Raw genomic sequence first — 14481 nt, 5'->3', positions numbered from 1 at the left:
GTGATCGAACGGATTCGTGCGGCACTCGCCGACCGGTACACCATCGAGCGCGAGCTTGGGCAAGGCGGGATGGCCACCGTCTATCTCGCCGAAGACCTCAAGCATCATCGCCAGGTGGCGATCAAGGTGATGCGGCCCGAACTCGCCGAGTCGGTTGGTGGAGAGCGATTCCTGCGCGAAGTGGAGATCGCGGCCAAGCTGTCGCACCCCAACATTCTCCCGGTGTTCGATTCGGGCGAGGCATCGGGTTTCCTCTACTACGTGATGCCACTGGTGGAGGGCGAATCGCTGCCTGATCGTCTCAAGCGCGAGCGGCAGTTGCCGGTAGGGGAAGCGCTGCGCATCGCACGCGAGGTGGCCGAGGCGCTGGCCTATGCGCATCAGCGCGGCATCGTGCACCGCGACATCAAGCCCGCGAACATCCTGCTCAATGAAGGGCACGCGATGGTGGCCGATTTCGGCATCGCGCGCGCGGCCAGCACGGGTGGTCAGGCACTGACGCAGACCGGCCTCGCCATCGGCACACCGCAGTACATGAGCCCCGAACAGGCCAGTGGCGATCCGAACATCGATGGCCGCACGGATATCTATGCCCTCGGCTGCGTGCTCTATGAAATGCTCGCCGGCGAGCCGCCATTCACGGGGCCCACGGCGCAAGCCATCATCGCGCGTTCACTCACCGAAACGCCCCGCCCGTTGCAGCAGACCCGCGCGACGCTGGCGCCAGTCATCAGCACCGCGGTGTTCACCGCGATGGCGAAGGCCCCGGCCGATCGCTTCGCGAATGCGCGCGATATGGCCACGGCCCTTACAACTGCCGAAGATCAGTCGCGATTCAACAGCGGCTCGGCGGTGGCGAGCACCGCAACGAGCGGCTCGAAGTGGAAGATCGGCATCGCGGCCGTAGCAGTGCTCGCGCTCTCCGCGGCCGGATGGAAGTTCCTGGGCAACAGAACAGCGAGCGGCGGGCCCAAGAGCGTTGCCGTGCTGCCCTTCGAGAATCAGGGACCCGCCGATCAGGCCTATCTCGCTGACGGCATCGTCGACGAAGTGCGGGACAAGCTCTCGCGGCTGCCGTTGCTCACGGTCACGGCCTCGGCCAGCGCGAACCAGTACCGTGGCAGCACCAAGACCGGCAAGGAGATTGCCGACGAACTGCACGTCGACCAGGTCCTGATGGGGAAAGTGAGCTGGGGCCAGGGCGCCGACGGCAAGCGGCAGATGCGCGTCATCACGGAAATGGTCGACGGCAAGACCGGCAACGTGAGCTGGCGCGACAAGTTCGACGCCGACAGCGCCGGTGCGTTCTCGATCCAGGGGCGCATCGCAACCAGCGTGGCGGTGGCCCTCGGCACCGTGCTCGGAAAAAATGATGCAACCAACCTCGCCGGTCGCCCGACCCAGAACGCCGAGGCGTACGACCTCTTCCTCAAGGCGAACGCCGTGCGCAGCAACTCGGCGACCGAGATGCGCGTCTCTGCGAACTACCTCGAACAGGCGGTGGCCCTCGATTCCAATTTCGCCCGGGCATGGGGTGGGCTGGCAGGCTCATTGTCCGTCCTCTTCTTCAACGGCACCCGAGATCCGGCGGTGGCCCGCCGCGCCAAGGAGGCCCTCGGTCGCCTCCTCCGGCTCGCCAACGATTCGGCGATCGCGCACGTGGTGGCAGCCAACTATTACACCAACGTCGAAAACGATCCGATTGCCGCTCGTCGCGAAATCGAAAAGGCGATTGCGCTCGATTCCAACAACGTCTCGGCGTTGGTCAGCGCAGCCAACTCCGACTTCGCGGCTGGGCTCTACCAGCCAGCACTCGACCGCATCTCACGCGCCCGGAAGCTTGACCCTCGCTCGAGGGGGGCGCTCGTCACGCTGATCCAGTCGCAGATCTACCTCGGCCGCTACGATGACGCAGTGGCTTCTGCCGAAGAATTGATGGCGATGCCTGAGCTCGGCTACGGTGCGATGGAATGGGTCGCGGTCGCACACCTGGCGCGCGGCGACACCGCTTCCGCGAGACGCGCGGTCGTCGAACTCCTCAAGCGGGCACCGGTCACGGAGATCGTGACCTACTTCGCCGGATATCAGGAACTTGCCTTCGTACTGCCACCCGCCGAACGCGACCTCCTCTTCCGGATGACGCCGGCCGCCTTCGACAACGACCGCGCCTGGTGGGCACAGAGCCTTGCGACGGCAGCCAGGCAGCAAGGCGACCTGAAGCGCGCTCGGGCGTACGCCGATTCGTCGTTGGCCACCTCGAAGCAGCAGGTCGATGCCGCGCCGAAGGATCCCCAGTTGCGGGTGATCTATGCCGTGATGCTCGCCTACGCCGGCAAGGCCGCCGACGCGACCCGCGAAGCGGAGCAGGCGATGTCGGATGCGGTCGCCGCCAATCCCAAGGACCCGAACATCCCCTACTTCCGAACCCAGGCGGTGCGGGTGCATCTCGCCAACGGCGACAAGGAGAGGGCGATCGACGAGATCGAGAAGTTGCTGAAGAGTCAGTATTTCGTATCGCCGGGCTACCTCAAGACTGACCCGACCTTCGCGCCGCTCCGCGGCAATCCGCGTTTCGAGAAGCTGCTGCTGCCGGGCGTGAAGGTGCCGACGGGATGACCGCTCCCGGCGCCACGCTCGGGCGATATCGTCTCGTCGACCGACTCGGCGCCGGTGGGATGGGCGAGGTCTGGCGCGCCCACGATGCCAACCTCGATCGCGAAGTCGCCATCAAGGTGCTTGCTCCCGGCGCTATTGGTGATTCCGACACCCAGGCGCGTTTTCGACGAGAGGCGCTGGCCCTGTCGCGGCTGTCGCACCCCGGGATCGCCACCATCTTCGATTTCGACGCACACGCGGGGATCTCTTACCTCGTGATGGAGCTGGTCGCCGGCGGCTCGCTCGAATCGCGAATCGCGGCTGGCCCGATGCCCGAAGACGAGGTCCGCCGCATCGGGGCAGCGATCGCCGATGCGCTCGACAACGCTCACCGCAACGACATCGTCCATCGCGATCTCAAGCCTGGCAACGTGGTGCTCACCCCGGCCGGCCAGCCGAAGATCCTCGACTTCGGCATCGCGATGTTGCTCAGTGACAAGGGCTCGGCCAAGCTCACGCAAACGGGGATGATCCTCGGATCACTCCCGTACATGGCGCCCGAGCAACTCACTGGCGATGCCGATTCGCCGCGCACCGACATCTATGCCCTGGGCGTGCTGCTCTTCGAGATGCTCACCGGCCGCAGACCCTTCCAGAAGGAACGGGCCGAGGCGTTGATGTTCGAGATCTTCGGCAGTGCGCCGCCCACGGTGGCCTCACTCCGGCCGGACGCGCCAACCGACCTCGATGCGTTGGTGATGGCGTGTTTGGCCAAGGACCCTGCCCTCCGGCCGGCGACAGCCGCCGACGTTGCCACCCTGCTCCGCAGCGGCAGCAGCATGGTCTCCGGGCCCACCGCGCTTGCAGTGCCTTCGGTGCAACCGATTCGGTCGATCGCCGTCCTGCCGCTGCGCAACACCTCGGGCGATCCCACCCAGGAATACTTCGTCGACGGCATGACCGAGGCGATCATCGGCGACCTGGCGCGCATCAAGGCGCTCCGCATCATCTCGCGCACCTCCGCCATGCAGTACAAGGGGTCGACCAAGCCACTGCCGGAGATTGCGCGGGAGTTGAACGTCGACGCCGTGATCGAAGGGTCCGCGCATCTGGTCGGCAATCGCGTGCGCGTGAGCGTGCAGCTGATCGCTGCGCGCACCGACCAGACACTCTGGTTCGACCGGTACGACCGCGATCTCGGCGACGTGCTCGCCCTGCAGAGCGACGTGGCGGAGACTGTCGCGCGCGAGATCGCGGTGCAGCTCACCCCGGCAGAAGCGGGACACCTGGCCAAGCGGGCCGTGGTGAATCCCGAGGCACACCTCGAGGTGCTCAAGAGTCGCCACTCGATGTTTGCGGGCACCAAGGATGCGCTCGAGGTTGCGCTGCGTCACATCAGGCGCGCTCTCGAACTCGACCCCACCTATGCCCAGGCGTGGTCGGCCCTGGCCGACTGCCAGTTCATTCGCATCACTCGTGGCATGGCTTCGTCGGCCGAGGCAGGCCCGGAGGCTTACGCCGCAGCAGAACGGGCACGGGAGCTCGAACCGGATCTCGCTGAAGCGTGGTGTTCGATGGGCGTTATCGCCACCAATATGAGCGACATCGCCGGCGGACTTCGCCTGCTCAGGAAGGCCGTAGAACTGAACCCTGGCCTCGCCTTCAGTCACAACATGTATTCGCGCGTGTTGAGCGCCCTCGATCGTCAGGATGAGGCCGTGGCCGCCGCAGAGCGTTCGATCGAGCTCGACCCACTCTCATCGATCATTCGCACCGTGCTCGGTGACGCGCTCTACTACGCGCGGGATTTCCAGAAGTCAGTCTTCCACTACCGGATGGCCATCGAGCTCGACCCTCGCTTCGATGGCGCGCACACCGATCTCGCGCGTTCCCTCGAAGCCCTCGGGCGCATCGACGAGGCCCGCGCGGAGTATGAGGAAGGGCGTCGGCTCGGGGGTGGTATTGCCGGGCCGTCGTTCGGGCTCGCACATCTCGCGGTGGCTGCCGGGAACGAGGCCGAAGCACGCAGCATCCTCGCCGAACTGACGGCGGCGCGCTCATCGCGCTTCGTCTCCGCCTGGGGCATCGCAGCACTCCACGCCTCGCTCGGCGATGTTGACGACGCCTTCACCTGGCTCGAGACCGCGATCCAGGAAAAGGCCTCGGGGCTGATGTGGCTGCGAGTGCATCCGCGGCTTGATCCGATTCGGAAGGACGCGCGCTACTGGCCGATGGTGGAGCGGGTTGGATTGGCGCTGGCCCCAGGAGATACATGAGCACGCCATCGCTCGCGGCTGAAGCCGCGGCTCGGCTACCGCGGCTGAAGCCGCATCGAGACCCTCTGAACGGGGCGAGGAGCCGCCGCTTTAGCGGCAGTAGCCGAGCCGTGACTTTAGTCACGAGCTCGGGCGCGATTGCTTCCGTCACGAGCTCGCCACCCGGGTATCGCCTCGTCAGGATGTCGGCGATCCTGACTACAGACGTAATCCATGACGAGAGCGAGGGCGCGCGGGCTCACCGATGTGATACTGTAGCCCTTGGCCCAGCGCAGGTGATGCAAATTCGAGGCGGGCCCGCCATTGATCATGCGCGCAGTGCGTCCCTTCAACCGCTGCAAGAGTCGGGGCAACGGTGTGGAAGGGTGAATCGCAAGGAGAAGGTGGACATGGGTCGACACGATTCCCAGTGCCAGCATCCGGCATCGCTCGTAGTTCGCGATCAATGGCAACTGCTGTGCGAGCTGCATTGCGCGATTGTGGTCGAGACTCGGTGCCCGATCACGGGTGGTCCAGACAATGTGCACAATGAGTCGATGGTACATCCCGAAGAAAGGGCTCGGATCGCTCGTAGGACCGTACCAAACGAACGCACGTCGCGTCCTCTTCACGACATCGCGGCTGAAGCCGCGGCTCGGCTACCACGGTTGAAGCCGCATCGAGACCCTCTGAACGGGGAGAGCAGCCGCCGCTTTAGCGGCAGTGGCCGAGCCGTGACTTTAGTCACGAGCTCGGGCGCGATTGCTTCCGTCACGAGCTCGGGCGCGATTGCCTCGGCGACGAGCGCTCAATGACCATCGATCGCCTCACCGCCGCCCTCTCCGACCGTTACCGCCTCGACCGCGAGCTCGGCGCCGGCGGGATGGCCACGGTCTATCTCGCGCACGACGTCAAGCACGACCGCAAGGTCGCCATCAAGGTGTTGCGCCCCGAGCTCGCGGCGGTCATCGGCGCCGAGCGCTTCCTCGCCGAGATCAAGACCACGGCCAACTTGCAGCATCCGCATATCCTGCCGCTCTTCGATTCGGGTGTGGCCGATTCGTTCCTCTTCTATGTGATGCCGTACGTCGAGGGGATTTCGCTCCGCGACCGGATGACCCGCGAGAAGCAGCTCCCGATCGGCGAGGCGGTCCGCATCGCCAGCGAGATCGCCGCCGCGCTCGATTATGCGCATCGTCACGGCGTGATCCACCGCGACATCAAGCCCGAAAACATCCTGCTGCACGATGGTTCTGCCCTGGTGGCCGACTTCGGCATTGCGCTCGCCGCCAGCAAGGCCGGCACCCGGATGACCGAGACCGGGATGTCCCTCGGCACGCCGCAGTACATGAGTCCCGAGCAGGCGATGGGCGAGCGCGAACTCGATGCGCGCAGTGATGTCTACGCCCTCGGCTGCGTGACCTACGAGATGCTCACCGGTGAGCCGCCGTTCAGCGGACCGACCGCCCAGGCGATTGTGGCCAAGGTGATGACGGCCGAGCCGGCGACGGTCACTTCGCTGCGGAAGACGATCCCCGAGCACGTGGCGGATGCGGTGCACACCGCACTGCAGAAGTTGCCGGCCGATCGCTTCGCCAGTGCGGCGGAGTTTTCGATGGCGCTCAATGACAAGGTCGACGCGACGCGCAGTGCGACGCGCACCCGTGCCGTCCGCAGCGCGCCCGCCGCGACTTCCCGCTCCGTGCTGGCGGCTGGGTTCGCCCTGGTCGCGATCTCGCTTGCCGCGGGCTGGCTGATCCGCGGTGGCACATCGAAGGCCACGTCCGCTCCGCCGGTTGAATTCGCCTTCCGTCTCGGCGATGGCGGGCGGGACCGACCTTATGTGGCGATCTCCCCCGATGGTCAGCGCGTGGTGCAGGCGGTCCAGGACTCGAGCGGCGTCGACCACCTGGTGATGCGGACTCTGGGCTCCACTGCGCTCCGCGTGATCGCTGGCACGGAGAGCGGGGAGAACGCCGAGTTCTCTCACGACGGCAACTGGATCGCGTTCGCGAGGAACGGCAAGCTCTTCAAGGTGCCGACATCGGGCGGCCCTCCGACGGAACTGGTCGATTCGACCAATGCAGGATCGGCGTGGAGTCTCGACGACGCCTCACTGATCTACGCCAAGTCCGGCATCGGCCTCTGGCGCGTGGCGGCGACTGGTGGCACACCTACCCGGCTCACGACACTCGACACGGCACGCCGGGAGTTCAATCACTGGTACCCGCAGTCGCTCCCCGGTGGCAAGGCAGCGATCTTCACGAGCTACGCCACCCCGCTGGCGAGGGCGCGGATCGAGGCCGTGGAATTCGCAACCGGGAAGCGAACCGTGCTGGTCGAGGGTGCCGTGTTCGGCCGCTATGCCACCAGTGGCCACCTCCTGTACGCGCGCGATGGTGCCGTCTTCGCGGTCCACTTCGATCCCGCGAGTCTCAAGGTCATCGGCGCGGCAGTGCCGGTCGTCGAAGATGTCGCCTGGTTACCAACCGATGGTCAGGCGGGATTCGCCATCGCGGAGAACGGGACGCTGGTCTATCTCAAGGCCTCCGAGTGGGCCGTCAAGCGCCGGGTGGTGTGGGCGGACCGGGCCGGCAATCTGGAGCCGGCACTACGAGACAGCGGCTCGTGGGCGCAGCCCCGGCTCTCGCCCGACGGCAAATGGTTTGCACTGACCCAGACGGAGCCGAAGCGGGATCTCTGGCTCGTCGAGCGGAGCCGGAGTGTTGCGCGGCAGCTCACCCGCGCACAGGGCGCTGCCTTCAATGCGGTCTGGACGCCGGACAGTCGCGCCATCGTCTACACCTTCGAGGACCCCGTCTACGACCTGCATCGGCTTGCGATCGACGGTAGCGCGCCGGACGCCGTCGTATTCGCGACTCCGTTCGACAAGCGTGCTGCGTCGATTACGCCAGACGGTCAGACGTTGGCCTACACAGAAATTCCAAGCAATGACCGCCTCTTCCTGAGGCCGGTGGCCGGAGGCTCCTCCACCCCGGTTGATGACCAGCCGGGGTCACAGCGTGCCGCAGCGTTCTCGCCAGACGGTCGCTGGATTGCGTATGAGGTAACCAACGAAAACGAACAACCCCAGATCTACGTTCGCGCCGTCGACGGCCACGCCGGACGGATCCAGATCTCCACCGACGGGGGCAGTCAGCCGCTCTGGACCAAGGGTGGACGCGAGATCGTCTATCGGAAAGGCAACGCGCTGCTGGCGATTCCCTTCCAGCCAGCGACAGGTGAAGTCGGAACCGCCGTGTCGCTCTTCGGGATCGCGACGGCCGGTCGCCTCGACAGCCGCGCGACAGGATATGACGTCACGCCCGACGGCGCTCGTTTCCTGATGGTCATCCCGATTGTGAAAGCAGACGCGCTTCCGACGCACGTGATCCTGAACTGGTCCGACGTTCTCAAGCAAAAGGTGCCGAAGTGAGCGTCGAGCGCCTGACAATCAATCATTCATCTTCCTGCGCCGCCGGATGCTGGGCGCCACGACGGCGCCGAGTCACGCCGTCCTGGTCGAGAACTGGTTCGCGACCCTGCACGCATCGGCGAAGCAGTGACCCGGCATATGCGCGTCAGGGCAACCAGGTCGTGAGCTCCGTGGCAGGGCGGCGCGCCTTTGCCTCCGGCATCGCAGCCGGCTCGCCGACTTGAATGGTCGCGATGATGCGTTCTCCGTCGGGGATGCCGAGCGATGCCCGGACTCGGGGGTCATCCATCACGGCCCCGGTGCGGATATGAGTGCCGAGGCCGCTCGCGTGTGCCGCGAGCATCAGGTTCTGCACCGCCATCATCGTCGCGGCGTAATCCTCTTCACGAGTTTCCGGATTCTCGTTGACGGTGGTACTCACGGCCAGCATCGCCGGCAGCGCGACCTCGCCCGCGACCACCTTGTCGATCAGCGTCTGTGCGGCCGCCGGGTCCTCGATCTTCTTCGCCTTTCGGGCGCCGAGGGTCTCGCCATAGGCGCGACGCGCCGCCGGCCCGAGGACGTAGAAGCGCCACGGCTGGGTCAGCCGGTGGTTCGGGGCGGCAACGGCCGCCTCGAGGATGCGCTCCATCTCGTCGCGCGTGACGGGGCGGTCGGTGAACTGCCGGATCGAGCGGCGGTGGTGGATCGCGTCGAAGACATCCATTCAGCTGACTCACAGAGTTCGAGGAATCGAGACTCCCGAATCTGCACCGGCGAAGGCCGGGGAGCGAGGGGCCCACTGAAAAAGGTAACTTCGGGGTGCCGGCATGCTGCGCCTCTTCTCACCATTGAGGGACCCGCGTGACCGAGACGCTTGCTCGCCTCACCGCCGCCCTCTCCGACCGCTACCGCATCGAACGCGAACTTGGCGCCGGTGGTATGGCCACCGTCTACTTGGCCCACGACATCAAGCACGATCGGGATGTCGCCATCAAGGTCCTCCACCCGGATCTTGGTGCCGCGCTCGGCAGCGAACGTTTCCTGAGCGAGATCCGCACCACGGCGCGGCTGCAGCACCCGCACATCCTGCCACTGCTCGACTCGGGCGAAGCCGATGGCCTCCTGTATTACGTGATGCCGCTGGTCACGGGCGAGACGCTACGATCGCGGCTTGAGCGTGATCGACAACTTCCGCTCGATGTGGCGCTGCGTATCGCCCGCGAAGTAGCGGATGCGCTGGGGTATGCGCATGGCCACGGCGTCATCCATCGCGACATCAAGCCCGAGAACATCCTGCTGCAGGATGGCCACGCCCTCGTTGCCGACTTCGGCATCGCGCTCGCCGTCCAGAGCGCCGGTGGCTCGCGGATGACCCAGACCGGACTCTCCCTCGGCACGCCGCAATACATGAGTCCCGAACAGGCGATGGGGGAGCGCGCGATCGACGCTCGCAGCGACATCTACGCGCTCGGGGCAGTGACCTACGAGATGCTGGCCGGTGATCCGCCATTCGCCGGCTCGAGTGTGCAGGCCATCGTCGCGAAGGTGATGACGGAGCGGCCCTCGCCCATTCGCACGGTACGTGACACCGTGCCGGAGGACGTCGAGGACGCGGTGCTGACCGCACTCGCGAAGCTTCCTGCCGACCGTTGGCCGACCACCGCGGAGTTCGTCGCCGCGCTCGCAGGTCACGGCACGGTGACGCGGCAGCGTGGGACCGCGGCAGCACGCCCGGCCGCAAAACCTGCGAGCCTGGCTGCGAGAGTGGCGTGGCCCTTCGCGTTCGGGCTCGCCCTGGCGGCTGCGGTCTGGGGCTGGTCGACCCGGCCGCGCGCCGAGGCTGCGCCCGTCGTCCGGCTCGAATTGCAGCCGGTGATGGGCACCCGGATCGCGTACCCCGTCACCGGTGTCGCGACGCAGCTCGCCATTTCCCCGGAGGGCAGTCAGGTGATCTATGCCGCGACAGCGGCCACTGATGGCTGGATGCTTTACCTCCGGAGCCTGGATCAGCTGGTGTCGCGCGCCATTCCGGGAACCGGCGGTGCCTTCAATCCGGAATTCTCTCCCGATGGGAAGTGGATCGCCTTCCGGTCGGCCGACGGAAAGCTCAAGAAGATTGCGCTCGACGGCAGCGCGTTGACCACCCTCTGCGCAATCGACAACGGTGGCAGCGTCGGGGCGGGAATCAGCTGGATCTCCAACCAGGAGATCATCTTTGCCCGAGGCACCTACTCCGAAGGCCGCGGCCTCTGGCGCGTGTCGGCAGATGGTGGTGAGCCGGTGCAATTCTCGAAATTTGACAGCGCATCAAATGAACGACTGCAGCTCGCTCCGCATGCCATCGAGAACGGCCGGCTGATCCTCTACAGCAGCACCATTGCCAGCAACGCCGATCTTGCCATTGCGGTGATCGAAACCGCCACCGGCAAGTCGACGGTATTGAAGGCGCTCCGCGGCGCGCGCGCCATCGGCTTTGTCGACGGCCTGATTCTCTATGTGCGCAACGATGGCGCGCTGATGGCGGCGCCGTTCGACCCGAAGGCGCTGGTCGCGGGTGCGCCGATCCAGATTTCCGACAGTATCGCGGTGCCACCGTCTGCGTGGAGCACGCCGGTGGCCTTGTCGGCGAATGGTTCGCTCTTCTACCAGAAAGGCGGCATTGTCGGCCAGCTGGTGATGGTGGGCAAAGACAGCACACGCGTGCTGGTCGATTCGGCGCAGAGCTATCTCCATCCCCGCCTCTCACCCGACGGCCGGCGGCTTGCCGTTGAAGTCCAGGGCGCGACCGGAGCCGACATCTGGATCACCGATCTGGTGAACCATACGTCCGAGCGGCTCACGCGTCAGGGCTTCAATAACCGCCCCGAGTGGAGCCCGGACGGACGGGAAGTGCTCTTCACGTCGTCGCGCGCGCCCGCGAACGCTCTCTGGCTGCAGCCGGCCGATGGCAGCGCCGAGGCGCGGATGGTCGTCCGCGACTCCAACCCGATCCGCGAAGGCGTGATCACGCCGGACGGCAAGTCGGTCGTCTACCGGGTCGACACGCCGATCAACAATCGTGACATTCTCAGCAGGGAGCTCGTCGGCGACCATCGGGTGGTGCCGCTCCTGACCGGCATCAACGACGACAAGGAGCCGCGCGTCTCGCCCGATGGAAAGTGGCTCGCCTATGTCTCGAACGAAACCGGTCGAGAAGAGGTCTATGTCCGGGCGCTCTCGGCGGAAGGTGGTCGCGTGCCGGTGTCGGCGGGAGGGGGCGGTGAGCCACTCTGGTCGCGCGATGGCCATCAATTGATCTACCGGAGCGGCAATGCATTGATGGGGGCGACGATCGCGACCACACCGACGTTGGCGGTCACGACCCGCGAACAGCTCCTCAGCGGACCGTACGCCACCGAAGTGTATCACCCCAATTACGATGTGACCCTGGACGGAAGAAATTTCGTGATGGTGCGCCCGGTCGATCAGAATCGCCAGCTGGTGCTGGTCGTCAACTGGCTGCAGGAATTGCGATCCCGCACTGGAATGCAAAAGTGAGTCCCCTCGAACGACTCACCGCCGCCCTCGCCGACCGCTACCGCCTCGACCGCGAACTTGGGCAGGGCGGCATGGCCACTGTCTATCTCGCGCACGATCTCAAGCACGATCGTGATGTCGCCATCAAGGTGCTGCATCCCGACCTGGGCGCGGCACTCGGCAGTGAGCGCTTTCTCAGCGAGATCCGCACCACAGCCCGGCTGCAGCACCCGCACATCCTGCCGCTGCTCGACTCGGGCGAAGCCGATGGACTGCTCTACTACGTGATGCCGCTCGTGACCGGCGAAACATTGCGCGCCCGACTCGACCGCGAGCAACAGCTTCCGATCAATGATGCCATCGTGATTGCCCGCGAGGTCGCCGACGCCCTCGGTTACGCCCACGGCCTCGGCGTGATCCACCGCGACATCAAACCCGAGAACATCCTGTTGCAAGGCGGCCATGCGCTTGTCGCGGACTTCGGCATCGCCCTCGCCGTGCAATCGGCCGGTGGCGCCCGAATGACCCAGACCGGCCTCTCCCTCGGCACGCCGCAGTACATGAGCCCCGAACAGGCGATGGGCGAGCGCGCCATTGATGCGCGGAGCGACATCTACGCCCTTGGCGCGGTCTGCTACGAGATGCTCGTAGGTGAGCCACCGTTCACGGGGCCGAGTGTCCAGGCCATCGTCGCGCGATTGATTACCGAAGAGCCCCGCGCGATCGCCGCGCAACGCAAGGCGGTGCCGGAACAGATCGATGCCACCGTGATGCGGGCCCTGGAGAAGCTTCCCGCCGATCGTTTCGCGAGTGCCGCAGAATTCATCGCCTCCCTCGCGGGCGCAGTGGGAACGAGCAGCGTGACGCGCTCTACCCGGGCAGTGGTCGCACACGCCGGGCCGTGGCGTCGCATCAGCGCGCTCCTCGCTGTAGTCAGTGTAGCGGCGCTCGCAGTGGCGGCGTGGACGCTGACGCGAGGGTCAGGTGCGCAGGCCCCGCTGGTTTTCGATGCCGCGATGCCCGATACGGCCGCCATCAGCTTCGCCGCGAGTACCAACACCACCACGTTCGGCACGGGGAACACCAACCTCACCCTCTCGCCCGATGGGCGATTCGTGGTGTACCCGGTGGCGCGCGGCGACTCCACCGTGCTCTGGCACCGCGATCTGCGCGATGGCTCAGGTCACGCCATCCCTGGCACCGAGGGCGCCGGCGCGCCACGTCTGTCACCCGATGGGAAATGGATCGCCTTCGTCGTGAACGGCAAGGTGATGCTCATCCCGACCGCAGGCGGTCAGGCGCGGCGGCTGGTCGAGGAACTTGCGCCGGTCACGCTGGAGTGGATCTCCGCCACGCGCCTGATGATGATCCACAACCAGGGCTACCTGCTCAGCTGGGTGGACATCGATGCCGGCGCCTCGAAGAGTGTACAGATTCCCCGCTGCCTCTACGGCCGCTGGCTCGCCGATGAGAAGCTCATCCTCTGCAGCCAGAATGAGTCGGGGTCGCTGCTCGATCCGGCCACCGGGCAGCAATGGCCGATCCGGCGAGAGGCCTCGGACACAGGCGGCGGGGCGTTGTTCGGAGCGGCATTCCAGATCATCGACGGACGCTATCTGATCTATCTCTCCGCCGATGGCGACCTGCGTGCGGCGCCATACCAGCCGAAGAGCCACCTCGTGGGTCGATCGGTCACGCTCGCGACGGGAGTGCGCCGCGATCTCGTCGGTTCGGGTCAGCTCGATATCAGCGCTACGGGGATGCTGGGATATGTCTCCGGGAGCAACTCGCAGATCCGTCGGTTGATGACACTCTACGAAGGGAAGGCGCCGACGCCGCTTCCGGTGACCGCCGCGCCATTCCTCCGATTCGACCTGAGTCCCGATCGACGCTGGCTCGCCGCAGTGGTCCAGGCCACCGATCACCAGGAACTCCTGATCTACGACCTCCGCAATGGTCAGTCGTTCAAGTGGCTGCAGAGCGACCAGGTCCGGCACGCCCTCTGGAGCCCCGACGGCAAGCAACTGGTGACCCGGGTCCAGCGGGGGACTCGCGCCGCCCTGCTCATCGGCTCGCCATTCGCGACCACACCGATTGATACCCTCTTCGCTGCGGATAGCGCGGTTCGAGTCCCTGATCCCATGGACTTCACGCTCCCTGACGTGCTGATCGCGAACCAGCCAGGCAGCTGGCTCACCTTCCGGATCGATATCTCGACCCGTCCGATCCATATCGATACCCTCGCGAGCAGTGCGGCATTCGCGAGCGTCTCGCCCGATGGGCGCAGGCTGGTGTTCATGTCGGGAATGCTCGAGCGGGTGATGACCTCCTCCTTTCCGCCCGGCACGGCGCAGACGCAGGTCACCGTTGGCGGTGTCGAGCCGATGTGGCTCTCGGCCACCGAAGTGATCTATCGTCTGGGGATCGCCTGGTATCTGGTGCGCATCGATCCAGTCACCGGCGAAGTGATCGGAGCACCGACACTCTGGGGGCGTGATGTCCTCTTTGCCGATACCCCTGGCTGGTCCAACCGACTTTCACACGACCGCGGCGTCATCTATGTGCAGGGAAGCGATCCCGATCACGCCAACTCCATCCGCCTGGTCCCCAACTGGGTCTCGCAGATGAAGCGCGCGGTGGACGCGGCAAACAAGTGACAGCACCATCGTTCGTGGAGCTCGCGGCTGAAGCCGCGGC

6 protein-coding genes are annotated in these 14481 nt (G+C 65.9%); 5 read left to right on the top strand and 1 reads right to left on the bottom strand.

The features are described 5' to 3' along the window. From V4558_06840 to V4558_06830, 3 genes are all read left to right on the top strand, one after another. Entirely contained in the window at window positions 1-2616 is a 2616-nt protein-coding gene (locus V4558_06840; GenBank protein MES2305204.1) for a protein kinase, read from the top strand. Beyond that, the gene (locus tag V4558_06835) at window positions 2613-4871 is read left to right on the top strand and encodes a protein kinase (GenBank protein MES2305203.1); all 2259 of its coding nucleotides are present in this window, start codon (window positions 2613-2615) and stop codon (window positions 4869-4871) included. The genes V4558_06840 and V4558_06835 overlap by 4 nt, the downstream gene beginning before the upstream one ends. A 790-nt stretch (window positions 4872-5661) precedes the next feature. Beyond that, on the top strand, window positions 5662-8286 hold the full coding sequence (locus V4558_06830) for a protein kinase (protein ID MES2305202.1): 2625 nt from the start codon (window positions 5662-5664) through the stop codon (window positions 8284-8286). Between the two features lie 145 nt (window positions 8287-8431). Here V4558_06830 and V4558_06825 read toward each other — a convergent pair whose 3' ends face one another. Beyond that, complete coding sequence (locus V4558_06825; GenBank protein MES2305201.1) at window positions 8432-8992, bottom strand: nitroreductase; 561 nt, start codon at window positions 8990-8992, stop codon at window positions 8432-8434. A gap of 137 nt (window positions 8993-9129) precedes the next feature. Here V4558_06825 and V4558_06820 point away from each other — a divergent pair, with 137 nt between their 5' ends. Together V4558_06820 and V4558_06815 are read left to right on the top strand one after the other, a co-directional pair. Next, window positions 9130-11805: a protein kinase gene (locus V4558_06820; protein ID MES2305200.1), complete on the top strand. Its 2676-nt coding sequence runs from the start codon at window positions 9130-9132 to the stop codon at window positions 11803-11805. Continuing rightward, the gene (locus tag V4558_06815; protein ID MES2305199.1) at window positions 11802-14441 is read left to right on the top strand and encodes a protein kinase; all 2640 of its coding nucleotides are present in this window, start codon (window positions 11802-11804) and stop codon (window positions 14439-14441) included. Before V4558_06820 ends, V4558_06815 begins: the two co-directional genes overlap by 4 nt. Window positions 14442-14481: the final 40 nt, after the last annotated feature.

The organism is Gemmatimonadota bacterium (genome assembly GCA_040388535.1).
Lineage (GTDB): Bacteria > Gemmatimonadota > Gemmatimonadetes > Gemmatimonadales > GWC2-71-9 > Palsa-1233.
Note: the sequence above shows the minus strand (reverse complement) of the source record. Positions and strands in the feature narration are given on the sequence as shown.

Coding starts and splice junctions, on each gene's coding strand:
- V4558_06825 (MES2305201.1), bottom strand. CDS start 8,992: ATGGATGTCTTCGACGCGATCCACCACCGCCGCTCGATCCGGCAGTTC.
- V4558_06835 (MES2305203.1), top strand. CDS start 2,613: ATGACCGCTCCCGGCGCCACGCTCGGGCGATATCGTCTCGTCGACCGA.
- V4558_06830 (MES2305202.1), top strand. CDS start 5,662: ATGACCATCGATCGCCTCACCGCCGCCCTCTCCGACCGTTACCGCCTC.